The sequence below is a fragment of the Xanthomarina maritima genome, assembly GCF_008084905.1.
GTDB lineage: Bacteria > Bacteroidota > Bacteroidia > Flavobacteriales > Flavobacteriaceae > Xanthomarina > Xanthomarina maritima.
The window spans coordinates 84,995-110,849 of the sequence record NZ_VSFC01000050.1 but is presented as its reverse complement, the minus strand read 5'-3'; the positions used below and the strand labels follow the sequence as shown (position 1 = coordinate 110,849).

General features: G+C 30.7%; 21 protein-coding genes. 5 read left to right on the top strand and 16 right to left on the bottom strand.

Annotation, left to right across the window (positions count from 1 at the left end; genetic code table 11):
- Nucleotides 1–37: 37 nt before the first annotated feature.
- Entirely contained in the window at nt 38–460 is a 423-nt protein-coding gene (locus FVF61_RS09680) for a DUF5606 family protein (protein WP_148455743.1), read from the top strand.
- Between the two features lie 99 nt (nt 461–559).
- Entirely contained in the window at nt 560–1,333 is a 774-nt protein-coding gene (gene mazG / locus FVF61_RS09675; RefSeq protein ID WP_148455741.1) for a nucleoside triphosphate pyrophosphohydrolase, read from the top strand.
- A 249-nt stretch (nt 1,334–1,582) separates the two neighbouring features.
- Here the strand turns inward: mazG and FVF61_RS09670 are convergent, their stop codons facing one another.
- The 13 genes from FVF61_RS09670 to FVF61_RS09610 form a co-directional block, all read right to left on the bottom strand.
- Nucleotides 1,583–3,505: a DUF349 domain-containing protein gene (locus FVF61_RS09670; RefSeq protein WP_148455739.1), complete on the bottom strand. Its 1,923-nt coding sequence runs from the start codon at nt 3,503–3,505 to the stop codon at nt 1,583–1,585.
- Nucleotides 3,506–3,602: 97 nt separating this feature from the next.
- The gene (locus FVF61_RS09665; RefSeq protein ID WP_148455737.1) at nt 3,603–4,364 is read right to left on the bottom strand and encodes a shikimate dehydrogenase family protein; all 762 of its coding nucleotides are present in this window, start codon (nt 4,362–4,364) and stop codon (nt 3,603–3,605) included.
- A complete protein-coding gene (locus FVF61_RS09660) occupies nt 4,333–5,352 on the bottom strand; it encodes a DUF368 domain-containing protein (protein ID WP_148455735.1) in 1,020 nt (339 codons plus the stop codon). The genes FVF61_RS09665 and FVF61_RS09660 overlap by 32 nt, the downstream gene beginning before the upstream one ends.
- Entirely contained in the window at nt 5,352–6,365 is a 1,014-nt protein-coding gene (locus FVF61_RS09655; protein WP_148455733.1) for a DUF368 domain-containing protein, read from the bottom strand. Before FVF61_RS09655 ends, FVF61_RS09660 begins: the two co-directional genes overlap by 1 nt.
- Before the next feature lie 53 nt (nt 6,366–6,418).
- The gene (locus tag FVF61_RS09650; protein WP_148455731.1) at nt 6,419–7,807 is read right to left on the bottom strand and encodes a tetratricopeptide repeat protein; all 1,389 of its coding nucleotides are present in this window, start codon (nt 7,805–7,807) and stop codon (nt 6,419–6,421) included.
- A gap of 137 nt (nt 7,808–7,944) precedes the next feature.
- Nucleotides 7,945–9,135, bottom strand: coding sequence for an aspartate aminotransferase family protein (locus FVF61_RS09645; protein WP_148455729.1), 1,191 nt, complete (start codon nt 9,133–9,135; stop codon nt 7,945–7,947).
- A 1-nt stretch (nt 9,136) separates the two neighbouring features.
- Entirely contained in the window at nt 9,137–10,978 is a 1,842-nt protein-coding gene (locus FVF61_RS09640; RefSeq protein WP_148455813.1) for an OstA-like protein, read from the bottom strand.
- Between the two features lie 122 nt (nt 10,979–11,100).
- Nucleotides 11,101–12,372, bottom strand: coding sequence for an adenylosuccinate synthase (locus tag FVF61_RS09635; protein WP_148455727.1), 1,272 nt, complete (start codon nt 12,370–12,372; stop codon nt 11,101–11,103).
- A gap of 11 nt (nt 12,373–12,383) precedes the next feature.
- Nucleotides 12,384–12,836, bottom strand: a complete 453-nt coding sequence (locus FVF61_RS09630) for a Fur family transcriptional regulator (RefSeq protein ID WP_148455725.1) — start codon at nt 12,834–12,836, stop codon at nt 12,384–12,386.
- Nucleotides 12,837–12,864: 28 nt separating this feature from the next.
- Nucleotides 12,865–15,078, bottom strand: a complete 2,214-nt coding sequence (locus FVF61_RS09625) for a RelA/SpoT family protein (protein ID WP_148455723.1) — start codon at nt 15,076–15,078, stop codon at nt 12,865–12,867.
- 68 nt (nt 15,079–15,146) lie between these two features.
- Nucleotides 15,147–16,385: a M48 family metallopeptidase gene (locus FVF61_RS09620; protein WP_148455721.1), complete on the bottom strand. Its 1,239-nt coding sequence runs from the start codon at nt 16,383–16,385 to the stop codon at nt 15,147–15,149.
- A 5-nt stretch (nt 16,386–16,390) separates the two neighbouring features.
- A complete protein-coding gene (locus FVF61_RS09615; protein WP_148455719.1) occupies nt 16,391–17,188 on the bottom strand; it encodes a TrmH family RNA methyltransferase in 798 nt (265 codons plus the stop codon).
- Between the two features lie 45 nt (nt 17,189–17,233).
- The gene (locus FVF61_RS09610) at nt 17,234–18,301 is read right to left on the bottom strand and encodes a DUF3810 domain-containing protein (RefSeq protein ID WP_148455717.1); all 1,068 of its coding nucleotides are present in this window, start codon (nt 18,299–18,301) and stop codon (nt 17,234–17,236) included.
- A 73-nt stretch (nt 18,302–18,374) separates the two neighbouring features.
- On the opposite strand from FVF61_RS09610, the gene FVF61_RS09605 reads away from it, so the two are divergent.
- Nucleotides 18,375–19,835, top strand: a complete 1,461-nt coding sequence (locus tag FVF61_RS09605; protein WP_148455715.1) for an aminoacyl-histidine dipeptidase — start codon at nt 18,375–18,377, stop codon at nt 19,833–19,835.
- A gap of 74 nt (nt 19,836–19,909) precedes the next feature.
- On the opposite strand, the gene FVF61_RS09600 is transcribed toward FVF61_RS09605, so the two are convergent.
- Genes FVF61_RS09600 through FVF61_RS09590 form a run of 3 tightly spaced genes read right to left on the bottom strand, consistent with a single transcriptional unit; the run spans nt 19,910 to nt 22,663 of the window.
- On the bottom strand, nt 19,910–21,046 hold the full coding sequence (locus FVF61_RS09600) for a peptidylprolyl isomerase (protein ID WP_148455713.1): 1,137 nt from the start codon (nt 21,044–21,046) through the stop codon (nt 19,910–19,912).
- A 56-nt stretch (nt 21,047–21,102) separates the two neighbouring features.
- Complete coding sequence (gene gldI / locus FVF61_RS09595; protein WP_148455712.1) at nt 21,103–21,651, bottom strand: gliding motility-associated peptidyl-prolyl isomerase GldI; 549 nt, start codon at nt 21,649–21,651, stop codon at nt 21,103–21,105.
- Nucleotides 21,644–22,663 (bottom strand): DHH family phosphoesterase, encoded by a 1,020-nt coding sequence (locus tag FVF61_RS09590; RefSeq protein WP_148455710.1) that lies wholly within the window; start codon nt 22,661–22,663, stop codon nt 21,644–21,646. The genes gldI and FVF61_RS09590 overlap by 8 nt, the downstream gene beginning before the upstream one ends.
- 90 nt (nt 22,664–22,753) lie before the next feature.
- Between FVF61_RS09590 and FVF61_RS09585 the strand changes: the two genes are divergently transcribed.
- Together FVF61_RS09585 and FVF61_RS09580 are read left to right on the top strand one after the other, a co-directional pair.
- The gene (locus tag FVF61_RS09585) at nt 22,754–23,173 is read left to right on the top strand and encodes a nucleoside-diphosphate kinase (protein ID WP_148455708.1); all 420 of its coding nucleotides are present in this window, start codon (nt 22,754–22,756) and stop codon (nt 23,171–23,173) included.
- A gap of 96 nt (nt 23,174–23,269) precedes the next feature.
- The gene (locus tag FVF61_RS09580; RefSeq protein WP_148455706.1) at nt 23,270–25,813 is read left to right on the top strand and encodes a M4 family metallopeptidase; all 2,544 of its coding nucleotides are present in this window, start codon (nt 23,270–23,272) and stop codon (nt 25,811–25,813) included.
- Nucleotides 25,814–25,855 lie beyond the last annotated feature (42 nt).

Sequence of the window (25,855 nt, the reverse complement as noted above, 5' to 3'; positions counted from 1 at the left end):
ACAAACGCAGCATATTTGCGCTCCTTAAAAATTAATTATGAGTTTAGATAAAGTATTAGCCATTTCTGGAAAACCAGGATTATACAAATTAGTAACCCAAACAAGAGGTGGATTTATAGCTGAATCTTTATTAGATAAAAAAAGATTATCTGTAAATATTCATCAAAATGTAAGTGTATTAAGTGAAATAGCTATTTATACACTAACAGAAGAAGTGCCTTTAAGAGAAGTTCTTTCTAAAATAAAAAAGAAAGAAAATGGAAAAGAAACTTCTATAAGTCACAAAGACAGTAAAGATACTTTAGAAGAATACTTTTTTGAAATCTTACCAAATTATGATGAAGATAGAGTGTATGCAAGCGATATAAAAAAAGTTGTACAATGGTATAATCTACTTCAAAAACACGATATGTTAGATTTTGATTTAGACACTTCTGATTCTAATGAAGAAGAGGAATAATAAAAATTTAATAATTTAATTTAAAAAAATCTAGCATACTCTGCTAGATTTTTTGTTTTATATCACTTATAAAATTGTAATTTTATCAAAACTACCAGAATGAATTCTAGAGAAAACAAGCTTAAAGCATTTGACCGTTTATTAACTATTATGGATGAATTGCGAGAACAATGTCCATGGGATAAAAAACAAACTATGGAAAGCCTTAGACATTTAACCATAGAAGAAACATACGAATTAGGCGATGCTATCTTAGATAATAATTTAGAGGAAATAAAAAAAGAGTTAGGAGATGTACTGCTTCATATTGTTTTCTATTCGAAAATTGGTAGTGAAACTGATGAGTTTGATATTGCAGATGTATGTAACAGTATATGTGATAAATTAGTTGATAGACATCCACATATTTATGGAGATGTGGTAGTAGATAACGAAGAAGATGTAAAACGTAACTGGGAAAAACTTAAGCTAAAAGAAGGGAAGTCTAGTGTTTTAGAAGGTGTTCCAAATAGTTTGCCAGCTTTAGTGAAAGCAAATAGAATTCAAGATAAAGTTGCAGGAGTTGGGTTTGATTGGGAAGAACCAAATCAAGTTTGGGAAAAAGTAGAGGAGGAGTTAATCGAATTTAAACAAGAAGTAAAAAATAACAATAAAGACGGTATGGAAAACGAATTTGGAGATGTGCTATTTTCTTTGGTTAATTATGCAAGATTTTTAAACATTAATCCAGAAAATGCTTTGGAACGAACCAATAAAAAATTTTCTAAGAGATTTCAATACCTTGAATCTAAAGCTAAGACTATTAATAAAAATTTAAAAGATATGACACTAAATGAGATGGATATTTTCTGGGAAGAAGCAAAAAAAATATAATTTTTTTTACTTATGATAATCCAATTTCAAATACTATCCGTATATATAATAATTGAATGACATAATTATCATAAGTAGATTAATAGCATAATCAAATTCTTACCCTTAAAAAAATGTCATTTAAAAAGTAGGTTATTTTTGGTTGGGAAAAATAACTGTTTAGTTAGTTTAGTTAGATTAAAATCCTATTAGTTAGCTTAAGCAATTGCTTAAAACACTAATAGGATTTTTATTTACATGTATATTAACTTAATACAGCTCTTTAATCTTACTAAGCTTAGTTTTCCAAAGAGAAAGCGTGTCTTTATGTTTTTGAATATTGTCTATTACTTCTTTAACTAAAGGGTTACTTTCATCAACATTTGTAAAAAACTGTAAGTTATTTTCTAACTGATTAATTTCGCTTCTTACTTCTTTAATTTTTTTACTTATAAAAGTACGTTCATTATCTAAATGTCTTGAATCTTCAGAGTTATTTAAAACTTCAAGCTTATTGTCAAACTTAATAAGCTCAGCTTCAGTTTTATTTAATTTTAGACTTTTAAAATAACTATCTAGAGTTTTATTTAGCTTGCCTTCTATATATCTTTTATTATTTGGTACATTTCCAATGTTTTTCCATTTGTCAATGTAAGATTTAATAGTTTTTAAATCTGTTTCTTTTTTGCCAGAAAGTTCTAAAGATTTAATTTCTTCAAGTAATTTAACTTTATCATTATAAGCTTCAAATTCTTCTTTGTTAGCTTCATTTTTAGCTGCATGTAATTTATCGAAATAATGGTTACAAGCAGTTTTAAACTGATTCCATATTTTATCACTATTTTTTCTTGGTACATGACCAATTTTTTTCCAATCGCTTTGAATTTTTTTCATTAAAGACGTTGTAACTTTAAAATCTTCACTGTCCTTATTATCTTCAGCTATTTTTATTAAATCTAATTTTTTCTGAAGGTTTTCATATTGATCTTTCTTTAAATCTTTATAAAAAGCATTTTTCTTTCTATTGAAGCTTCTAACTGCTGTTTTAAACGATGACCAAGTTGCTTCATTTACTTTAATAGGTACTTTTCCAGCGCTAAAGAAATTATTTCTTAAGTCTTCAAGCTCTTTAATTTTCTTTTGCCATTCGCCATGAGATTTAGCTCCACCTTCATTCAATTTTTTTATTTTTTCTATAATCTCATTTTTAATCTCTAAGTTTTTTTCATAAACTTTATCTAATTCAATAAAATAGGCTTGACGTTTGTCATGTATGGTTTTAGTAGCAGCTTTAAAACGTTTCCATATTTCTTCTCGATATTCTTTATCAACTGGACCAAGTTCTTCTTTCCACATTTTGTGAAGCACTTGTAATTCTCTAAATGAACGATTTATGTCATCGTCTAGCGCTAATTCTTCAGCACGTTCAATAATTTTTAATTTTTGTTCTAAATTATGTTTAAAGTCTAAGTCTCTTAAATCTCGATTTAGGTGAAGAAAATCATAAAAAATCTCTACATGATGGTGGTAACTATTCCATGCATTATTGTATTTGTCTCTTGGAATTGGTCCTGCAACACGCCATCTTTCTTGTAACTCTTTAAAATGTTTGTAAGTTGTGTTTATGTTTTCTTCAACATTAATCAAGCCTTTTATTTCCTCAATAATTTCTAATCTTTCGGTTAAATTATCTTTTAGACTTTTTTCAATGTTTTTATAATGTGATGTGATTTTTGCTCTATAATCTTTAATGGAGTCTTTAAATCTTTTTTGAAGTGGACTAGAATAATAAAAATCTATTTCATTCCCACCATCATTTAAAAACTCTTCTTTCTTTTCGTCTAGAAGAGAACTGAATTTCGATTTAAATTCACTTCTAATTTCTTCAACATGATTTTTTATGGCTTGAGCTTTTTCTTTATTTACAAGATGTTCGAGTTCATCTGCAAGTTCTTCCATAGACATTTTTTCATAGTCTTTTTTTACTATAATATGTCTGTCTTTGCTACCTTCATCTTCAGCATCTTCGGCATTAGATTCATCTATTTCTGAAATAACTTCATCGTCATTATCATGATTATCAGTTTCTTCCACTCTTTTTTTAACAACTTCAGTTTCATTTTCTTTTTGCTTTGTTGAAACTAATAATTCTTCTTTTCCGTCTGCTTCTTGCAGGTTATCTTGCTCTGACATTTTTGTAAAATGTTATGGTTCGTAAAATACTCTAGCGTTAAAGATAATAACAACTTCAATATTTACAAAGGCTTAGATTGTTTTTATACAAAATGAACTAAGAATTCCATACTTCCCATGCTTTATTTGCTTGAAATATTAGCATGTCTAATCCATTCATAGTTGTTGCATTATTTACTTTTCCTAGTTTAAGAAATTGGGTTTCCTTTGGATTGTAAATTAAGTCAAAAAGTATGTGTTTGTCTGAAATAGCTTGATATGGAATCTTAGGACAATCCATTATCTTAGGATATGTTCCAAGAGGTGTGCAATTAATTATAATTTGATGATTTTCAATGTCTTTTTCCTTTAATGAGGCATAGGTGTAAGCTGCACTATTTGAAGATGTTCTTGAGACAAATGCATAAGAGATGTTCATTTTTGTTAAAGCAAATGCAATGGCCTTGCTTGCTCCACCTGTTCCTAGAATTAAAGCCTTTTCGTGATGTGGTTTTAAATTTGGCTTTATAGAATTTTTAAATCCATAACAATCTGTATTGTAGCCTTTTAGTTTTCCTTTTTTAGATATTTTTATAGTATTAACAGCTCCAATATTTTTTGCTTCTTCATCTATTTTATCTAGAAATGGAATAATTAGTTCTTTGTAAGGAATAGTAACATTTAATCCTTTTATATTAGGATTTTCTTTTAAAATATTAGGAAATTCTGTAATACTCTGAATGTCAAAATTTTCATATTTAGAAAATGCAATTGCTTCATCTTTAAATTTTTTATTAAAAAAATCTTTTGAAAAAGAATAAGAAATGTTTTTACCAATTAAGCCATATTTATCTATGTGCTTTTCTAGTTTTCTGACCATAAATTTCGAGAGCTAAAACAATTAAAATTCCAACAATTATGAACCCTATAGCATAATAAGTTTGGTTGTTAAAATCAGGTATGTATCGCGTATAATTTTCAACCACTTTTCCACCAGAAGAATCTAATATCAAAATTCCTTCTAAATTGGTTTTAAAAATGGTTTTTTTCCATGGCCAAACCACACCAAGAGAACCAACAATAAAACCAATTATAGTTGCTATTGTAATGTTTTTATAATGTTTTAAAATGTAGTTTAAAATATGTGAAAAAGTTACTAATCCAACCATAGATCCTATTGTGAAAACAGCTAAAACTTTTAGCATTCTAATGCGTTCACTATTACTTACAAAACTAAAATCTCCTGTTAATATTTCAGCAAAAGTATCGTATAGAGCATTAACCGAATCAACTAACAAAAGCACATAATTACCCAATAAGATTAATATAAATGAACCTGAAAATCCTGGCAGAGTCATGCCTGAAACACTTATTATACCACAAAAGAAAACAAATATTAGATTATCGTTTTCTGTAGCAGGATCTAAAAAACTTATGCCAACACCTAATATAATTCCTATAATTAAAGCAAAATAAGTTCTATAATTCCAATCTTTAAAATCTTTACTTATATAATAAATAGAACCAATAATCATACCGAAGAAAACACTCCAAACATATAATTCAAAATGATCAATTAAGTAATCTAGAATTTTTGAAACACTAAAATAACTCACTACCATTCCCAAGACAAGCAAGCCTAAAAAACGACCATTGATATATTGATAAAAACTTTTAAAACGACCATTTATAAGCAGTTTAAATGCTTTAGTGTTTATTTTTTGAAGAGAGTAAATAAATTCTTCATAAAAGCCAGCAACAAAGGCAACCACACCCCCTGAAATACCAGGAACTTTATTTGCTGCTCCCATTCCTAACCCTTTTAAGATTAGGAAAAGCTTATCAGTAAATGTTCTGGTTTTTTGCATTATTGTTTTGTGCTTCCTATTTTTTCAAGAATAAAAATAGTTAAAAAACCTGCAATAATAAGCGCTATTGCTACATTTAATTGTGACGCTACTACATTATTATTTATTGTAGAATATAGAAGAGGAGATACACTTTCTTCTGTAACAATTTTAAAAGACTCAAAATTATTTATTTGTTGTTGATAAACAGATAATGTGCCTAGATCTGAAATTTCTGAAAAAAGCATTGCTTTTCCATTTGAATCATTTAAAACTGTTATTGTTTTTTTCCAAGGCCATATTTTATTTAATGAACCGATTATAAAACCAGTTAAGAGGGCAAGTGTCGTATTATAAAAGTTTTTAAATAGCCATTTTAAAACACGACTAAAACTCAATAATCCAACTATAGCTCCAAAACCAAATACGGCAATACGTTTAAAATCCCAATCATGTATTGCATCACTTAGGGTTTTATAAGCACCTAGAATAACTAAAATAAAAGATCCTGAAATACCAGGTAGAATCATGGCGCAAATAGCAATAGCTCCAGCTATAAATAAAAATAAAGGATTGGTATTGCTAGCTAAAGAAGGCAGTGTGGTTATGTAATAAGCTATAAAAGTTCCAATAACTAATGAAACTATTGAGGCTACATTCCATTTGGTAATTTGTTTACCAACAAAGAAGATACTTGCTATTATAAGACCAAAAAAGAAAGACCAAATTAGAATTGGATGCTGTTCTAATAGGTATTTAGCAAGCCTCATGAAAGTTACAAAACTTGTTAGAATACCAATTAAAAGAGCAAGTAAAAAACTACCATTTAATTGTTTCCAAAATGCAACAAGACCGTTTTTTCTAAGTGTTTTTAAAAGGGATAAATTTACATTGCTTATGGTAGAAATCAATTCTTCATATATGCCAGAAATTAGAGCAATGGTTCCTCCTGAGACTCCTGGAACTGCATCAGCAGCTCCCATTGCCATCCCTTTTAAGGTAATCATGAAATAATTTTTAAAACGTCTTTGCATGCTTCGGTTTTTTTAAGAAAATCAAAGGTATATAAATTAAGTTAGACGTTTTACTAATGCTTAGATTTTAGTAAATTCTTTATTTGACATTTTTTAAAAACTTTAGGAAAAAGTTCTTCGATAATAAATGCATACTCAATATTAAAACATAAACCATTTTTTAAATGATATTCACCTTTTTCAGTTTCGTTTAAGGTGAAATACAAACCTGCTAATCTGTATTCTATTTCAGCATTTTCTGGATAGAATTCTGATGCTTGAATAAAATTGTAAATTGCAGCTTTTGGTTCACCAAGTTTTAATAAGATATCACCTCTAACTAACCAGGTTTCTAATTCGTAATTACCAAGTTCAAGTGCTTTTTTGTAACCTCTTTCTGCTTCTTCTAGAAAATTTAATCTAAAATTTAATTGAGCATATAGTTTCCAATAAACAACATTTTCAGAATCTATATTTATGGCTTTGTTAATATAGTATAGCGATTTTTTATAGTTTCTTTTTTTGTTATAAAACTTTGTAATTGCTATCCAACCTTTGTCTAATAAAGGGTCTTCTTTAACTGTTTTAGAATAATATTGTATAGCTAAATCATCTTGATTTAATTTTTCATAACAATGACCAATTCTTAATAAAGCAAATGAAGTTATATCATCTAATTTTAAAGTTAAAGAATAAGCTTCTAACGCATCTTCATAACGTTTTAACTTTTCTAAAACTTTCCCTTTTTCAAGATAAGCTCCAATAAAAGAGTCTTCAGAAATAATAGCAAAATCGAATGCTGCTAAAGCTTTTTCATAATCTTTTAAGGAATAGTATTGTTTTCCTAATTGATGCCATGCTACTTCGCAATATGGATTGTTATTTAAAAAAGCATTTAAATATTCTATGGCTTCTGTATGTTGTTCTAAAAAATCAAAACAATATACCATATTATATAATGCAGAATAGTCTTCAGAATTTTCTTCCATGCATTTCATGAAATAATATTTGGCTTCTTCAAATTTGTCAAGAAACAGATATTCCATGCCTATTAAAGAATAAATGTCTTGAATATCATCTGTTAATTCTAAAGCCTTTTTTAATACATGAATAGCTTTTTTATGTTTGTCTTTCTTGGAAAAAATATTAGCTTTCTGAATATATATTTCCTCATTGTGTGGTTCTAACTCATGAAGCTCATTTAGCATGATATCTGCTTCATTAAGTTTGTCTTCAAAAACATAAATTTCAATTTTAAAAAGTTTTAAATTGGTAGAAGTAGGATGTTGCTCTAGTCCTAATTTAATGGCTTTTTTAGCTAAGGAAACTTTACCTTGAGTTAGGTAATGATGAATGATATTTTCAAATTCTTCAGAATCGAAAAACAACACATGGTTTGTTTTTAGCATCGATTCAAATTTCGTAAGTGGTAAATTGTTGTTGTCGTTGGGACTAAACTCCATAAGCACATTTATATGGTTTACAGTACTAAATGTAACGTACTAATTGATTTTAATGAGATAATAGATTAAATGTTTTTAACAAAGTAATCAACACTTTGCAAAAACATTTTGTTTTTTGTTGATTATCAGCAAGTTGTTTAACTGTGTTTTTGTTGGATTTTATCTAAAACAGATAAAATAATTTGGCATCCTTTAATAATTTCTTCGTTTGAGATAGTTAATGGAGGTGTTATTCTAATAGCTTTTGGCTCAAAAAGCAACCAGAAAAGGATTAATCCTTCTTCCTGACATCCTAAAATAAGTTGATTTGTAATTTCAGCTGATGGAGTTATAGCTGCTAACATAAGTCCTTTTCCTCTTATTTTTAAAATTAATGGATGTGTTAAATGTTCTCTTATTAATTTTTCTTTTACTAAAGTTCTAGCCATTAAATCACTTTTAATAACTTCTTTTAAAGTAGCTAACGCAGCAGCCGCTATTACTGGATGTCCACCAAAGGTAGTAATGTGTCCTAATTTAGGATTATTTTGAAGTAAGTCCATTAATTTTGCTGATGCTGTAAAGGCACCAATTGGCATTCCACCACCAAGTCCTTTACCAGTAACTAATATATCTGGTACACAATTATAATGTTCAAAACCAAAAAGCTTACCAGTTCTTCCAATTCCAGGTTGAATTTCATCTAGAATTAATAAGGCTCCAACTTTATCGCAACGCTCTCTAACTTTTTGTAAATAATGGTTTTTAGGCTCAATAAATCCAGCACCACCTTGAATAGTTTCTAAAATAACACAAGCTGTTTTTTTAGTTATTTTACTTAAATCATCTTCATTATTAAACTCAATAAAATCAACATCAGGAATTAAAGGTCTAAAAGCTCTTTTGCGTTCTTCAAAACCCATAACGCTCATTGAACCCATCGTGTTTCCATGATATGCGTTTTTGGCAGAAATTATCTGACTTCTTCCAGTTGCTCGTTTAGCTAATTTTAAAGCACCTTCTATAGCTTCAGTTCCTGAATTGGTTAAATATGTTTTTTCTAAGGAATTTGGTAAGTTTTTAGCTAATAATTTGGCAAGTTCTACAGCTGGTTCTTGAATGTATTCGCCATATACCATGACATGCATGTATTTGTCTAACTGTTCTTTAATTGCTGTAACTACTTTTGGATGCCCATGACCAAGAGTGCAAGCTGATACTCCAGCAACAAAATCTAAATAGGATTTGTTATTTTCATCATAAATATACGAGCCTTTAGCATGAGACACTTTCATTGCTAATGGATGTTGAGAAGTTTGAGCTTGGTATTTAAAGAAATCTATAGCCATATTAATTGCTATTTTCTTTTATTGTAGGTTTCTGTTTTTCTTTTTTAAGATTCATGCTATCCATAATATGTTGAGGTACTTGTCTAGCAGCTTTGGATCGCTTCTTTTTTTCGGTTTTAGTCTTATCGTTATTTATTAACTCCTTTTTAGGTTTTTCAGCTTTTTCAGCTTTTTCAATTCTACCCAACATCTTTTCATCGAAAAATTCAGCCTGTGGTACATAATCTTCCAAACCTTTAATTTTTGGTAATTTTAAGGGTGGATCTTCACTAAATAAGTCTTCTACACTTTTGGGTCTTTCGTCTTCTCGCCAATCGAAACCTCTTAATTTTCTTGCGTTCTTAGGAAAATCTGATTCAGGATAGGTTTTAGCATCGATTTGATTGTATCTAACATACTGTTCCATTTGTCCATCTGCAAAAAAGATGGAAATACTTCCAGATTTCGCTTTATCTATTCCAAAAAGTTCTTGTTTATCGTTTCTAGCAAAGAAAATGGATTCTGCATTTTTAATTACATCTACTTGTCTTAAATTGTTTTCTTCATCAAATAATCCAATCAATCTTTTACCTGAAATCTGATTATAACTGTCTTCGCTAATCGTGTCTTTACTTATTAGAAAAGTATCATAAAACACAATTAAGGAATCTATTTTTTCTGTTTTTGGATTCGATTTAATGTGAATTGTATCTCCAGTTATTTGATTATCTAAATTCCAAATAATAGGTCTTCTTTTAACAGCAAATGCATCTTTGGGAGATAAATTAGCAAGATTAATAAGTTGTGTTAAACCTGTTTGATGATTGACATGAATTGAATCTGCTTTTCCACTCATATCAGATTTGTACATTTTGGTGTTTCTAAAAGCTCTGGTAATTCGTTTATCAGGTTTTCCTGTTACCATAAGTGTATCTGCATGAATATAGATAGAATCGTTTTCTTGAACAGTTATGGCTAATGCTCTTTTGGTTATGAAAACAGAGTCCTTGGCTTTATAAACTTCAGCATAATGCCCTTTAATGATGCTTTTATTTATAGTATCTGTAACCGTAATATTATTGGTTGCTGAAGCAAAATTTCTAGAATTGTCAAAATACATGCTATCTCCTTCAAATACACGATTGTCGTATTCAATCTTTGTTTTTTTAACACCATATCCTTGTTTGTTTTCTGTATCGTAAAAGCCTTTTTCGCAATAGGTTTTACTATCCTCTGTAACAATAGTTGATGGTCCATATAAATAAGCATGACCAGTTTTTGAGTAAAAATCCAGATGTTTGGTTTTAATTTTATAATCGGGATGTGTTAATACCACATTTTTTACAAACTGGTATTTTTCTTCATTCATATAATAACGACCTATTCGGCTTGTAATGGTACCTGAAGAATCACGAACTACTTTTCCGCCACTTTTATAATAAGACTGCTGTTTAACACGATCAAAATATAAAGTATCTGTAGTTAAAGTTGAATTAGGTTCTTTTAATATTACATTTCCACTAGCGAAAGCTAATTTGGTTTTTCCACTGTATTCTACATATTTAGCAGACATGTTTATGGTGTCTCCTTGTACCATTTTTACATTGCCATAAGCTTCTATAAAATCTTCATTACTGTAAAGCAACGCTTGATCGCAATACATGTTGACGCCTTCGTGAATTACGTGGATTTGCTGAGAATCGTCTCGTGTCATGACTTTTAACCCTGGTGCTTCTTCTTCTTTAAATTCTAGAAATCCAGAGTATTTAATTTCAATGCGCTTTTGTTCTTGGGCATATGATAAGCCAAAGAATAAAAGACAAAAGAATAAGGTTAAAAAGTTCTGACTTGGTTGTTGCAACATTTTAAATTTTGTCAAAAATAATGATTAATATCTTCTGTTGGGTTGCATTAAGATATTTTTAATAGAAAAGACCTGTCATATTTAAATACAACAGGTCTTTATAATATGAAATAAATAAATTTTTATCTAAAAATAGTTTGTTTTCTATCTGGTCCCACAGAAACGACATGAATAGGAATTTCTAATTCTTTTTCTAAGAAATCGATATAGTCGTTCAATTCTTTTGGGAATTGAGATGTTTCAGTCATTTTCGTTAAATCTTCTTTCCAGCCTTTTAATTCCGTGTAAATAGGAGTGATGTTTTCTGGCTCAATATTATAAGGTAAATGTGTAATAGTCTCACCTTTATAATTGTAAGATGTACACACTTTTAAGGCTTTAAACCCTGAAAGGACATCGCCTTTCATCATCATTAATTTGGTAACACCATTTACCTGACAAGCATATTTTAAAGCCACTAAATCTAACCAGCCACAACGTCTTGCACGTCCAGTAACTGCGCCAAATTCATTACCTATTTTAGCCATTTTTTTACCAACTTCATCAAACAATTCTGTTGGAAAAGGTCCAGAACCTACACGTGTTGTATAAGCTTTAAAAATTCCATAGACATCTCCAATTTGATTAGGAGCTACACCTAAACCAGTACAAGCTCCAGCAGCTGTTGTGTTACTTGAGGTTACAAACGGATAGGTTCCAAAATCGATATCTAATAAAGAGCCTTGTGCACCTTCGGCTAAAATAGATTTTCCAGCTTTTTGTGCTTGGTATAAATATTCTTCAGAATCGATAAATTGTAAGGATTTTAATACTTCAACTGCTTCAAAAAATTCAGCTTCCATTTCTTCTAAATCGTACTGTACATCTACATTGTAGAATTTAATCATAGCTTCATGCTTATCTGCTAAAGCACGATATTTTTCTTTCCAATCTGCAAGTTCTAAATCGCCAACACGAATACCATTTCTGCCTGTTTTGTCCATGTAAGTTGGTCCAATACCTTTTAAAGTAGAACCAATTTTAGCTTTTCCTTTTGAAGCTTCGCTGGCAGCATCCAACAATCTATGAGTAGGAAGGATGACATGAGCTTTTCTGGAAATAATAAGTTTCTTTTTGTAATCGATATTAAATTGATCTAATCCTTCTAATTCTTTAGCAAAAACCACAGGGTCGATTACCACTCCATTTCCAATTACATTGATGGATTCTTTATGAAATATTCCAGAAGGAATGGTTCTTAATACATGTTTTATGCCATCAAACTCCAAAGTATGACCTGCATTTGGTCCACCTTGAAAGCGTGCAATAATGTTGTAGTTGGAGGTAAGAACATCAACAATTTTTCCTTTGCCTTCGTCTCCCCATTGTAATCCTAGTAGTAAATCTACTGCCATTGTAAAATAAGTTATTTGGTTGTTTTTCTATTGCCGTAAAAGTAGAGTGAATGGTTTTTGATTTCAATATCAAAAACTTCTTCGATAGTTTTTTTAATGCTTTGTATTCTTGGATCGCAAAACTCTATCACTTCGCCAGTATCTGTTAAAATAACATGGTCGTGTTGTTTGTCAAAATACGATTTTTCATAATGTGCTTGATTTTGACCAAATTGATGTTTTCTTACTAATCCACATTCTAATAATAATTCAATAGTATTATAAAGAGTAGCACGAGATACACGATACTTTTTGTTTTTCATGCTCAGGTATAAAGACTCAATATCGAAATGTTCTTCATTATTATAAATTTCTTGTAAAATAGCATAACGCTCTGGTGTTTTACGATGACTTTTTTGTTCTAAAAAAGCTGTAAACACGTTTTTAACAATTTCCTGATTTTTAGTATCTGTTTTTAAACTCATAATTTCGATTGCAAATTTACACTAATTTTTAAACTCTTGATACTTTATCGATACCATTAATTTTTTTTAAGTTTTCCATTAGTTTTTTAAGTAAGGTGTTGTTTTTAACTATGACATTTATTTTTCCTGTAAAAATACCATCGTCACTTTGAAAACTTAAACTTTTCATGTTTACATGCATATTAGAAGAAATAACTTTAGTTATATCGTTTACCAATCCTAAATTGTCAATTCCTGATAATATAATTTGGGCCGCAAATTCCTGTTGTGAAGAATCAATCCATTTGGCTGTCATGATTCTGTAAGCATAGTTTGATTGTAAACTTACTGCATTTGGGCAATTTTTTTTATGCACTTTTAGACCATCGTTAATGGTTAAAAAACCAAATACAGGATCTCCAGGAATTGGATTGCAGCAATTAGCAAATTTGTAATCCAACTTTTCTTCTTCTTTACCAAATACTAACATGTCGTATTTGGAAGTAATCTCATCTTTATCTAGTTCTTCCTTAGTAATGGTTGGTTTTCTGGATATTTTATTTTTAATATAGCTCATAAAAGCATTGCTTCTCGATGAAGCAAACTCTTTAAGCATGGTATTATCAATAGTTCCAATTCCTACTCGATAAAATAAATCTAAACTGGTTTTTAATTTAAAATGGTTTACTAATTCATTTATAGATTTTTCATTTAAAATAATTTTTAATTGTTTTAATTTTCTACGAAGAATCTCTTTGCCATCTTCAGCAATTATTTTTTTATCTTCTTTTAATGCTGATTTTATTTTACTTCTAGCTTTTGCAGTTGTTGCATAATCAAGCCAGTTAGGGTTTGGTTTAGCTGTTTCAGAAGTTAAGATATCTACACGATCGCCACTTTTTAGTTCATGACTTAAAGGGACTAATTTACCATTAACTTTGGCCCCTCTAGTTTTCATGCCAACTTCGGTATGAATGCTGAATGAAAAATCTAATGGTGTTGCCCCTTTTGGTAAAGATTTAAGTTCTCCTTTAGGAGTAAAAACAAATATTTCTTTTGAATATAGATTGAGTTTAAACTGCTCCACAAAATCTACAGCATTAGTTTCGTGATTTTCTAGAGCCTCTTGAAGTTTAGCAATCCAGCTATCTAAGCTATCGTCGTTTTCACTGCCTTCTTTGTATTTATAGTGAGCAGCGAAGCCTTTTTCGGCAATTTCATTCATGCGTTCACTTCTAATTTGAACTTCCACCCAGCGTCCTTTTGGACCAACTACTGTAATATGTAAGGCTTCATAACCTGTAGATTTTGGCGATGAAATCCAATCTCGAAGTCTGGTTGGGTTTGGTCTAAAATGATCGGTTACTATAGAATAAATTTTCCAGGCTAAGAATTTTTCGTCTTCTGGTTTGCTTTTATAAATAATTCTAACAGCAAATTTATCATAAACTTCATCGAATGAAACACCTTGGTTTTGCATTTTTCGTCGAATAGAAAAGATGGATTTCGGTCTTCCTTTAATGTCGTATTCTAAATGTTCTTTGTCTAAAGATGTTTTTATAACATTATTAAACTCATTTATGTATTGGTCTTGTTCTTCTTTACTCTCTTTAATTTTTGTTAGAATGTCTTTATAAACCTCAGGTTCGGTATATTTTAAGCCTAAATCTTCAAGTTCTGTTTTAATGTTATAAAGCCCTATTCTATGAGCTAAAGGTGCGTAAATATAAAGGGTTTCTGAAGCAATCTTCACTTGTTTATCAGAACGCATGGATTCCATGGTCTGCATGTTATGAAGTCTATCGGCAATTTTAATTATAATTACTCTCACATCATCATTTAATGTAAGTAGCATGCGTCTAAAATTTTCAGCCTGTAAAGACACATCCATTTCTGTATCTAAAGATGAAATCTTAGTTAAACCATCTACAATTTTAGCAACGGTTTCACCAAATAATTGCTCAATGTCTGCAATGGAATAATTTTCATTGTCTTCTACAACATCATGAAGTAATGCAGCAGCAATAGACGTGGCATCCATACCAATTTCTTGAGCGACAATTTTAGCCACAGCTATGGGATGGAAAATATAGGCTTCTCCAGACTTTCTTCTCTGATCTTTATGCGCATCTACAGCAATATCAAAGGCTTTTCTAATTAATTTTTTATCTTCGTCTGTAAGTGTTCTATAGCTTACACGAAGCAACTCTTTGTAAGCCTTTGCAATTGCAACATTTTCTTTTTCTAGCTCTAATTCTGTCATAGATTTAAAATTAGTGTAAATGGAATGAATTTACAACCCTTTTGCATTTTAAATTATTAGGACTTTTTTTAACTTTTTACTTTTAAGTTTTTTACTCGATCTAAAAGTGTTGGATGCGAATAATGCATAAATACGTAGGCTTTATGTGGGGTTAAATTACTCAAGCTGTTTTTAGATAGTTTTTTAAGTGATGTTATTAAAGGCTGTGCTTTATAGGTGTTTTTAACATAATTATCTGCTTGATATTCAAAGGTTCTTGAGAACCAATTCATAATTAAACTAGTTACTTCTGAAATTGGAGAATACAATAAACCAAAGGCAATTAAGCCTATATGAAAGCTTGGAATTTTGACACTTAAGGCTTTTGAAAGTAATGGGTTTGATATAAAAATTGATAAGATATAAAGTGTTAAACCAGTTAATAAAACCGAAGCAATTAAATTAAAAACGATGTGTTTCTTTTTATAATGTCCCACTTCGTGAGCAAGAACAGCTACAATTTCTTCATCTTCTAAATCGTTTATCAAAGTATCATAAAGGGTAACGCGTTTTTCGCTTCCAAAGCCAGAAAAATAGGCATTGGCTTTGGTGCTTCGTTTGGAGCCATCAATCACAAATATTTTATTCAATTTAAAACCAACAGAATTTGCATAATTAGAAATATTGTCTCGTAACTCACCAGCTTCTAATGGTGTTTGTTTATTAAATAGAGGCACAATTAATTTGGCATAGAACATGTTCATGATAATGGTAAACACAGAAATTAAAGCCCAAGCATATAGCCAAAAATTCTCGCCATAGAATTGATACAACCAAATAATAAGTGCTAAAATACCACCTCCTAAAACAGCCATCAAAAGCCATCCCTTAATTTTATCCATTACAAAGATTTTTTTAGTGGTTTTATTAAAACCAAAGCGTTCTTCTATAAAAAAGGTTTTGTAATAAGAGAAAGGTGTTGAAAGGATATCGCTTCCAATCATGATAATTCCGAAAAAAATAAGAGCTATAACAATTGAATTTTCGGAATAATTTCTAGCGATGTTATCTATAAACTCGAACCCGTCAAAGACCAAAAAAGCTAATGTTAAAACAATCGAGAATGTAGATGTAAGTAAGCCAAATTTATAATTGGTTTTTTTGTAGGCTTGAGATTTTTTGTATTCTGTTTCATCATAAACATCTTGGAGCTCTAGTGGAACTTCATCATTAAAATGTTTTGCATTTAAAGCATCAAGGATTTTATCAATAATAAAATTGACAATAATTATGGCTATGATGATATAGAATAGAGTAGTAGAGGTCATTAAATTTATTTAAAATTTCGTTGTCTTTTGGCTTCAAAAATAAGAATTCCAGCTGCAACAGATACATTCATAGAATCTATTTCTCCTTGCATTGGAATGATAATGTTTTGAAGGGAATTTTCTAACCATTCCTCACTAAGTCCTGTAGCTTCCGTGCCAACAACAAAAGCTGTTGGTTTAGTATAATCTTGTGTATGATAATCCTTACTTGCTTGAAGTTCTGCACAATAAATGGATATGTTATTTTCTTTTAAAAACTGAATAATGTCACTTGTAGACCCAGTCGCAATTTGATTTGTAAAAACACAGCCTACACTAGAACGAATAATATTTGGATTGTATAAATCTGTTTTAGGATTAGCAATAATAACTGCGTCTACATTAGCAGCATCTGAAGTACGTAACAAAGCTCCAATATTTCCTGGTTTTTCAGGAGCTTCAGCAACTAAAATTAAAGGATTTTCAGTATTAAAAGTTAAGGTTTTTAGAGAAAATTCTTTGGCTTTAGCAACAGCTATAACACCTTCTGTTGTTTCTCTATGGGCTAGTTTTTGGAAAACGTCTTTCGATATCTCTATCGTGTTTTGTTGTGAAGTTGTTAAGCTATTTACTTGTACTTCAGAAAATAAGTCTGGGTAAAATAAGAGCGTGTTAATTGTATAGCCTCCTTTAATAGCTAAGCTAATTTCTCGAGCTCCTTCAATTAAAAACAAACCAGATTTTTTACGATCTCTGGATTTTTCTTTAAGTTGAAATAGTTCTTTAATGTAAGTGTTTTGACTGCTTGTAATTTGCTTTATCATAAGTTGCAAAATTAGTTGTTTTGAAATTAAATGAAACTAACAAAATTATTTGATTTTGTCTTCAAAATAATTCACAATTAAAGCCACGACATAGCTGTAGCTTTCCATCCCATCTTTCTGGTTGTTAGCAATTAAATACCTGTTGTAAGTGCTTTTAAAAAGTGGTTCGGCTGGATTTTGGTAATTGTCCCAGAAATCTTGAACTTCCTGATAATTCTTTAGAACACCTTTGTTTAAGGTTTTTAAAATTTCAAAATACAATTCGTTGTCACGTTTATAAATTTCCAGTAGACAATGTTTCAGTAAAAAGGTGTAACCACTGTATTCAAAATAGCTATCTGGATGATTTATTGCCGCCAAGCCTCCAATAAAATTGGCTTCATTTTCTTTGGCATAACCTAGTTGATGAGCCACTTCATGAGATGCAACTACAGGAAATCTGTATGTAACAATGAGGTTGTTAATTTGTGCTTCATTGGTTAACGGATTTAAATATCCACTAAAACCCATATAAGTTAATGGTAAGCTAAAGAGCGATTTTTTGATGCTTTTTGGGTGATATTCTAAATGAGGAAATTCTTTTTCTAATGATTTATATCCATCTGGAATTAAAGATAAAATTTCGTTTTTACTATAAGGCAAATCAATCTTTGTAGAATCGTTTATAGCTAATTCCAGATGAAGTTTATTCGACTTTTCAATCAATTTTTCAGTTACAGAAATTAGCTGTTCTGTTGAATAGTCGGCTTCCAAATTTAAGCTTTCATGCAAAGGCAGTCTGTGGTAGTTCATGGCCCAAAACAGATGAAATGCAAAATAAATAATTGAAATAGCAGAAAACACATCTAACAACCAATGTTTTGTGTCCTTAATAATTCGTCTTCGGTTTAAAATAAACCATCTTGTTATGTATATGATTGCAAAGCCATAAACCAAATCTCCGAACGAAAACGGGATCCAACCTAATGTAAAGCGAAACAAACTAGAAATAACTGGATATATTCCTAAGCTATAATACATTTCGATTACTTCAGGAAATTGTTTTAGTAGTTTCACTAAAAAGAATAATGGAACTATTAAAATAGCTATATATGGCTTTGTGTTTTTAAACATCTTTCAAAAATAAGTAAATGTTTTAATACTCTATGAGATATAAGTACCTTTGTAAAACTTTTAAAATACAGATATGAATTCAGAAATAAGAAACTTAGAACCAAAGCAACTTTGGAATAAATTTGCCGACTTAAATGCTGTGCCAAGAGCTTCAAAAAAAGAAGAGCAAGTGATAGCATTTATGAAAGATTTCGGTAAAAAATTGAATCTTGAAACTATTGAAGATGAAGTTGGAAATGTGATTATCAAAAAACCTGCAACTCTAGGAATGGAAGACAGAGTAACTATTGTTATGCAGTCGCATTTAGACATGGTTCACCAAAAAAATGCTGATACCAATTTCGATTTTGCAACGCAAGGTATCGAGATGTTTGTCGATGGCGATTGGGTTCGTGCTAAAGGTACCACACTTGGTGCAGACAACGGTTTAGGGGTAGCAACTATTATGGCTATTTTAGAAAGTACAGATATTTCTCATCCTGCTATTGAAGCGTTGTTTACAATTGATGAAGAAACTGGAATGACAGGAGCCATGGGTTTAAAAGGTGGTTTGCTTGAAGGTGAGATTCTTTTAAATTTAGATACTGAAGAAGATGATGAGATTGGTGTTGGTTGTGCAGGAGGAGTCGATGTAACTGCTACAAGAACTTATAATGAAGAAGAAACACCTGAATTTAAAACAGGATATACTATTACTGTAAAAGGACTACAAGGTGGACATTCTGGAATGCAAATTCATGAAGGATTAGGGAATGCTAATAAAATATTGAATCGTTTGCTATTTGATGGTTTTGAGAATTTTGGATTGCGAATTTCTGAAATTGATGGAGGTAGTTTACGTAATGCAATTCCTAGAGAAAGTAAAGCCATTGTTGCTATTGATGCCATTCATGAAGACGCTTTTATTGCTGAAATGGCAGAACAAGCTAAAGAAATAAAAACAGAATTAAAAACCAAGGAACCAGATTTAGAGATTGTGATTTCTAAAACTGAAACTCCTAAAAACATCATGGATTTAGGTGTTCAGGAAGGTTTGACCAGAGCTTTATATGCTGCCTTAAATGGGGTTTATAGAATGAGTGCAGATATTCCAGAATTGGTAGAAACATCTAATAACATTGCAAGAGTAATAGTTAAAGAAGGTGTAATTAAAATAGGATGTTTAACGCGTTCTTCAGTTGAAAGTTCTAAATTGGATTTAGCTAATATGCTACGTGCCACGTTTGAATTAACAGGTTGCGAAGTGGAATTTTCAGGAGATTATCCTGGTTGGAAACCAAATATGGATTCTGCCATTTTAAAAGTGTTGGATAATTTATATGAAAAAATGAATGGCCAAAAAGCACATGTGGCTGCTTGTCATGCAGGATTGGAATGTGGTATTCTTGGACAAAATTACCCAGACATGGATATGATAAGCTTTGGACCAAATATTAAAGGTGCACACTCGCCAGATGAAAGAGCGCAAATATCATCAGCTCAAAAATACTGGAAATTTGTTTTAGAGATTTTGAAACAGATTCCTAAGAAATAATTTAAATTTAATAATTGATAAATAAAAAAGCAGCTCATAGAGCTGCTTTTTTTATTTTATATGCTGACTGTTAATTATTCAGCTAAACCAGAAATCTCTAAATCGAAAACTAAATTTGTGTTTGGTGGAATAGGACCCATTCCATTTGCTCCATAACCTAAATAACTAGGAATAAATACACGAGCTTTATCGCCTACATTCATATTTAGCATGGCTTCTCTAAAGCCAGGTACTAATTGAGCTGTTTCGTTATAAATCATTGGGAATGGTTTGTAACCACCTTGTGTATCACGTTGTTCGTTATAAGCATTGTTTTCTTTTGCAACTTCTGCCCAAGACGTATCGAATAAACGACCATCTTCAAAATATCCAGCGTAGTTAACAAGTACTTTTTGAGCAGATGTTGGTTTTACGCCATTTTCTGCTTCAGTAACAATCATGATTAGTCCAGTAGGTAATTCTTTAACAGTACCTTCAAGAGCTTCACTTTTCTTTAAAAACTCTTGACCAGCTAATTTAGCTGATTCTTTCATTTTAGCTTGTTCTTCTTCTTTTAATTGTTTTTGTCTTTCTTCTATCTTAGGAAGATCTTCAGTATATACTTTTGCAGCATCAAATGCTTCAGCATCTTGACCTTTTCTAATAATATTTATTGTTTCAATTACAACAGGTTCAACTGGCTTATTGTTACCTTGACTTACTGCAACATTAGAAATGGTGTCTTGAACTTCTAATCCAATAACCAATTCGCCAAAAACAGCGTGTCTGTTATCTAAATTAGGAGTTGGCACTTCCGTAATAAAAAACTGACTTCCATTAGTTGCAGGACCAGAATTGGCCATAGATAAAATACCTGGTTTGCTATGTTTTAAATCAGGATGAAATTCATCAAGGAATGCATATCCAGGATTACCAGAACCAGATCCAGTTGGATCTCCACCTTGAATCATAAATTTATCGATAACTCTGTGAAAAGTTGTGCCATCATAATATCTTTTTCCTTTTAAAGAATCAGGAAGGTTTGGTTGTGTTCCTTCAACTAAACCAACAAAGTTTGCAACTGTAACAGGGGCTTCTTTGTAATATAATTTAGCAACCATGATGCCTTTATTGGTTACAAATTCAGCATATAGTCCATCTTCTAAATCAGGATATTTTTGCTGTTCACACGATGTGAAACTTAATAAAATAGTTAGGAATAAAATTTTCATAGTATGTTTAAAAATGTTCATTGGTAATTATAATTTTTGTGAAATATTAGTGTTTTTTATTGTTCTTGTTTATTATCTATAATGGAGTTTACAGAGACTTCGCATAATAATGGGACATTTGTACCAATTCTGTTTTCGTCACCATAATATCCAAATGCTTTTTGCGATGGAAACATAAAAGTAACTGTTTCTCCAGCTTTCATGAGTTTTAATCCTTCTCTTAAGCCAGAAAAAAGTTCTTGTTTATCCATGACATAATTTTGAGTTTTTATGTCGTCTTTTGAATAAATAACTTGGCCATTTAATGTTTTTATGTCGTAATTAAAGTTTATAATATCTCCAAAATCTGGAGAGATAAGACTATCTGCTTGTTTTATATTATAGTAATACCAAAATCCATTTTCAGATGCGATATAGTTTTCATCTGGATTTTCTTTCATTAATTTTTTAATATAAGACTGTTCTTTCTCATTTAGTTTTATGTTTCTAGCAACAGAAGCATCAATAAAAGAACCAGATTTTGAAGACACAGGTCTTCTGGCTTCAGGCGATTTACAAGCAACCAAAAGAAGAGTGCATACTATTAAAGTTACAATTCTACTCATTGTTTAGGGCATTTTTATAGCTTGGTAATATACTAATAAAATTTTCAACTGTTGTTTTTAAATCTAAATTGCTCTTTCCTCCAGCTGCATTTGTGTGTCCGCCACCTTCAAAATGGGCTCTAGAAAACTCATTTACAGAAAAATGTCCTTTAGAGCGTAACGATATTTTTATGATGTTATTTTGCGAATCTTCAATAAAAATAGCTGCAAAAATAATATTATTTAAAGAGAGTGCATAGTTTACAAAGCCTTCAGTATCACCTTTTTTAAAGTTGAATTTGTTGAGTTCTTCTTGAGACAGAGTTATAAATGCTGTTCTGTATTCTGGTAATACTTTTAAATTAGTAAGTGCACAACCTAAAAGTTGCATACGTTCATAACTATTTGTATCAAAAATTTGATTGTGTATGTCTGAATGATTTGCGCCTTTATCTATTAAATCTGCTACAACAAGATGTGTTTTGCTTGTAGTTGAAGGAAAACGAAACGATCCAGTATCTGTCATAATTCCAGCATATAAGCAGCTGGCAATATCTACATCTATTAGATTATTATCTCCAAGCATGTCTATAAAATTGTAAACCATTTCGCAAGTGGAACTCATGTTAACATCTGAATACATATAAGTTGCGTATGCATCAGGTTGTTGATGATGGTCTATCATTATTTTTATAGCTTCACTTTTTGATAAAGCATCTTCCATGTCGCCAGCTCGATTCAATACATTAAAATCTAGAGTAAAAACTATATCAGCAGTATTAATTAGGTTATCACTTTGCTCTTTCTGTGAATCGTATTTTAAAATTTTAGATTCTTCAGGCATCCATTTCAAAAAATCTGGAAAATCGTTAGGAGAAATTACTGTTGCTTTATGATTGTGTTTTAAAAGGTAATGATATAATCCAAGTGTAGAACCAATAGCGTCTCCATCAGGGTTTTTATGAGGTACAATAACAATCTGTTTAGGTGTTTCTAACAGTTGTTTTATTTTTTTAATATCGTCTTTTGTCATAGGCAACGAAGATACAATTTTTTAATATTGGAAATTGTGGTTTTTATAATGAAATACACTACTTTTGCACGAAATTATAAAAAAAAATAAATGGCAACTAACAGAACATTTACAATGCTTAAGCCTGATTCGGTTGAAAAAGGATACATTGGCGCAATTTTAGAAAAAATCAATGCTTCAGGTTTTAGAATCGTAGCAATGAAATTAACACAAATGACAACAACAGATGCACAAGCATTTTACGCAGTCCACAAAGAAAGACCTTTCTTTGGAGAATTAGTAGAATATATGACTCGTGGTCCTATTGTAGCTGCTATTTTAGAAAAAGACAATGCAGTTGAAGATTTTAGAACTTTAATTGGAGCTACTAATCCTGCTGATGCTGCAGAAGGAACAATTAGAAAATTATATGCTGCTTCTATTGGAGAAAATGCTGTTCACGGAAGTGATAGTGATGAAAATGCTGCTATAGAAGGTGCTTTTCATTTTTCTGGAAGAGAGATGTTTTAAAAAGACAATTTTTTATATATAAAAAAAAGCCTGAAAATAATTTTCAGGCTTTTTTGCTTTTTTATAGTTAAATTCGCCAAACTCAAAAATTTACAAATGAAAAAAACTACATCTCTACTTACTTGTTTTTTGTTAATTAGCTCTATAGCTTTTTCGCAAAATATACAAGAAGCTATTAAAAAATTGCGTACAGAAACAAATGCAAAAGTTACGGTAAACAACAATGGTGTAGCCGAATTTATTAAGTTTCCATTTGCAAACGCTTTATCTATAGAAGGTTCTTCAATTCAAGAAAAAGTTGTTACTTTTTTAGAATTGAATCCTGATTTGTTTCCATTTCAAACAGTAGAAGCATCTTTTATGTTTGGAACTGTAAAAACAGATAATTACGGATTTAAACAGCTTGTTATTACCCAACATAAAAATAATGTACCAGTATTTGATGGGCAATTGCGTTTTCATTTTAATGCAGATAACCAGTTAACTGCTATAAATGGAAATTATATTCCAAATATTAAAAATCAAACAATACCTTCTATAAGTATTTCAGAAGCAAAGGCAATAGCTATTGAAACTGTAAATAAGCAAGAACTTAATCATTCAGGAGTTTCTTTATTTGCTTTTGATGCGAACTTATACCTATTTCAAAAAGGATTAATTGATAACTCTTTTGGAGCTACTTTTTTAGTTTATGAAGTTGAAGTAAGAAATGATGCAGATGTTAGAGAATATATGTATGTAAATGCCGATTCAGGTGAAATTACAGAGCAATTTACAGGAATGGCTCATGCTTTAGATAGAATTGTATACGAAAACAGCACATTTAATGTCGTATGGCAAGAAGGTGATGCTTTTCCAGGGACGTTAAGTATCTGGCAGCAAAATGAAGTTATGGCTTCAGAACATACGTATAATTTTTTCAATAATGCTTTTGGATATGTATCCTATGATGGAGCAGATGCACAAATGAGAACTATTAATAATAATCCTAATATTTCTTGTCCAAATGCGAATTGGAATGGAGTAACAGCAAACTATTGTAATGGAACGGCGTCTGATGATGTGATTGCTCATGAATGGGGACATGCTTATACAGAATATACTAGTGGTTTAATTTATGCATACCAATCTGGCGCAATGAATGAAGCTTTTTCTGATATCTGGGGAGAAACCATAGATTTATTGAATAATTATGAAGATGCAGACGATGATCACACTTTAAGAAACGCTTGTAATAGCTCTGATAGATGGAGAATGGGAGAAGATGCTACTGCTTTTGGTGGAGCTATTAGAGATATGTGGAATCCACCATGTAATGGAGACCCAGGGAAATTAACTGACTGGAATTACTATTGTGGAGAAGGAGATGGAGGAGGAGTTCATTCAAACTCTGGAATTCCTAATCATACCTATGCTCTTTTAGTAGATGGAGGGACTTTTAATGGGCAAACTATTAATGGAATTGGTTTTACAAAAGCAGCTCATATTTTTTGGAGAGCTCAAAGCGAATATTTAACTGCAACTAGTGATTTTTATTCACTAGCGGATGCTTTAGAAGCTTCTTGTACAGATTTATTAGGAATTGATTTAGAAGGATTAAGTACAGCAGCAGCTGTTGGATCTTCAGGTGAAGTGCTTACAGCTTCTGATTATAATGAATTAGTTAATACCTTAATAGCAATTGAGTTAAGAACTGAAAATAATTGTGGTCATATTCCAATTCTATCTGCAACTGAAGATCCGTGTGATTCAGCTTCAAATGCACCAATATTTTTGGAAGATTGGGAATCTGGAATGAGTGGTTGGACAGTGTCTCAAATTGCATCAAATCCTGGAACTTGGGAGTCTAGAGATTGGGTTTTAGAATCTAATTTACCTGATGGTAGAACTGGTCAAGCTATTTTTGGTGTAGATCCAGTAAATGGAAACTGTACTACTTCTTTACAAAATGGAATATTAAGATTGGAAAGCCCAGTTATAATCATTCCTAATCAGTTAACTGGAACTTTTGAAATGACGTTTATGCACTATGTTTCTACAGAAGATAGTTGGGATGGAACCAATATTAAATATAGTTTAGATGGTGGTTCTTGGACTTTATTGCCTTTATCTGCTTTTACTGTTAATGCTTATAATGGCACTATTAATAATAATGGGAATGATAATCCCATGGCTGGTGAACCAGCCTTTACTGGTTCTGATGGAGGTTCTACATCAGGAAGTTGGGGAAGAAGTTATATAGATTTATCTGTTTTAGGAGTTGCAGCAAATTCAACTATTCAATTTAGATTTGAAGTTGGTACAGATGGATGTAATGGTAGAGAAGGTTGGTATGTAGATGATATTTCTGTCTATAATTGCGAAATGCTACTTTCTGTTACAGATTTTGAAAGTTTACAAAATAGCATTAAAGTTTTTCCAAATCCTTCAAATGGAGAATACACTATTAAAAATTTAAATAATATCGATTTAGTCAAAGCTGAAATATATGATATCAATGGAAGATTAATTAATACTATTGATCTTTCAAGTGGTCAAAACCTTCAGACTATAGATATCACACAAGTAACATCTGGAATTTATTTCATGAATGTTTATACTAAAGATGCAACTCAAGTTATCAAGCTTATTAAGCAATAAAACTAGAGTTTATTTTATATAAAAAGCCTTGTATATAACTAC

What these genes read in the sequence shown, in the direction of transcription:
- FVF61_RS09680 (WP_148455743.1), top strand. Translation starts at nt 38, where the DNA reads ATGAGTTTAGATAAAGTATTAGCCATTTCTGGAAAACCAGGATTATAC.
- mazG (WP_148455741.1), top strand. Translation starts at nt 560, where the DNA reads ATGAATTCTAGAGAAAACAAGCTTAAAGCATTTGACCGTTTATTAACT.
- FVF61_RS09670 (WP_148455739.1), bottom strand. Translation starts at nt 3,505, where the DNA reads ATGTCAGAGCAAGATAACCTGCAAGAAGCAGACGGAAAAGAAGAATTA.
- FVF61_RS09665 (WP_148455737.1), bottom strand. Translation starts at nt 4,364, where the DNA reads ATGGTCAGAAAACTAGAAAAGCACATAGATAAATATGGCTTAATTGGT.
- FVF61_RS09660 (WP_148455735.1), bottom strand. Translation starts at nt 5,352, where the DNA reads ATGCAAAAAACCAGAACATTTACTGATAAGCTTTTCCTAATCTTAAAA.
- FVF61_RS09655 (WP_148455733.1), bottom strand. Translation starts at nt 6,365, where the DNA reads ATGCAAAGACGTTTTAAAAATTATTTCATGATTACCTTAAAAGGGATG.
- FVF61_RS09650 (WP_148455731.1), bottom strand. Translation starts at nt 7,807, where the DNA reads ATGGAGTTTAGTCCCAACGACAACAACAATTTACCACTTACGAAATTT.
- FVF61_RS09645 (WP_148455729.1), bottom strand. Translation starts at nt 9,135, where the DNA reads ATGGCTATAGATTTCTTTAAATACCAAGCTCAAACTTCTCAACATCCA.
- FVF61_RS09640 (WP_148455813.1), bottom strand. Translation starts at nt 10,978, where the DNA reads ATGTTGCAACAACCAAGTCAGAACTTTTTAACCTTATTCTTTTGTCTT.
- FVF61_RS09635 (WP_148455727.1), bottom strand. Translation starts at nt 12,372, where the DNA reads ATGGCAGTAGATTTACTACTAGGATTACAATGGGGAGACGAAGGCAAA.
- FVF61_RS09630 (WP_148455725.1), bottom strand. Translation starts at nt 12,836, where the DNA reads ATGAGTTTAAAAACAGATACTAAAAATCAGGAAATTGTTAAAAACGTG.
- FVF61_RS09625 (WP_148455723.1), bottom strand. Translation starts at nt 15,078, where the DNA reads ATGACAGAATTAGAGCTAGAAAAAGAAAATGTTGCAATTGCAAAGGCT.
- FVF61_RS09620 (WP_148455721.1), bottom strand. Translation starts at nt 16,385, where the DNA reads ATGACCTCTACTACTCTATTCTATATCATCATAGCCATAATTATTGTC.
- FVF61_RS09615 (WP_148455719.1), bottom strand. Translation starts at nt 17,188, where the DNA reads ATGATAAAGCAAATTACAAGCAGTCAAAACACTTACATTAAAGAACTA.
- FVF61_RS09610 (WP_148455717.1), bottom strand. Translation starts at nt 18,301, where the DNA reads ATGTTTAAAAACACAAAGCCATATATAGCTATTTTAATAGTTCCATTA.
- FVF61_RS09605 (WP_148455715.1), top strand. Translation starts at nt 18,375, where the DNA reads ATGAATTCAGAAATAAGAAACTTAGAACCAAAGCAACTTTGGAATAAA.
- FVF61_RS09600 (WP_148455713.1), bottom strand. Translation starts at nt 21,046, where the DNA reads ATGAAAATTTTATTCCTAACTATTTTATTAAGTTTCACATCGTGTGAA.
- gldI (WP_148455712.1), bottom strand. Translation starts at nt 21,651, where the DNA reads ATGAGTAGAATTGTAACTTTAATAGTATGCACTCTTCTTTTGGTTGCT.
- FVF61_RS09590 (WP_148455710.1), bottom strand. Translation starts at nt 22,663, where the DNA reads ATGACAAAAGACGATATTAAAAAAATAAAACAACTGTTAGAAACACCT.
- FVF61_RS09585 (WP_148455708.1), top strand. Translation starts at nt 22,754, where the DNA reads ATGGCAACTAACAGAACATTTACAATGCTTAAGCCTGATTCGGTTGAA.
- FVF61_RS09580 (WP_148455706.1), top strand. Translation starts at nt 23,270, where the DNA reads ATGAAAAAAACTACATCTCTACTTACTTGTTTTTTGTTAATTAGCTCT.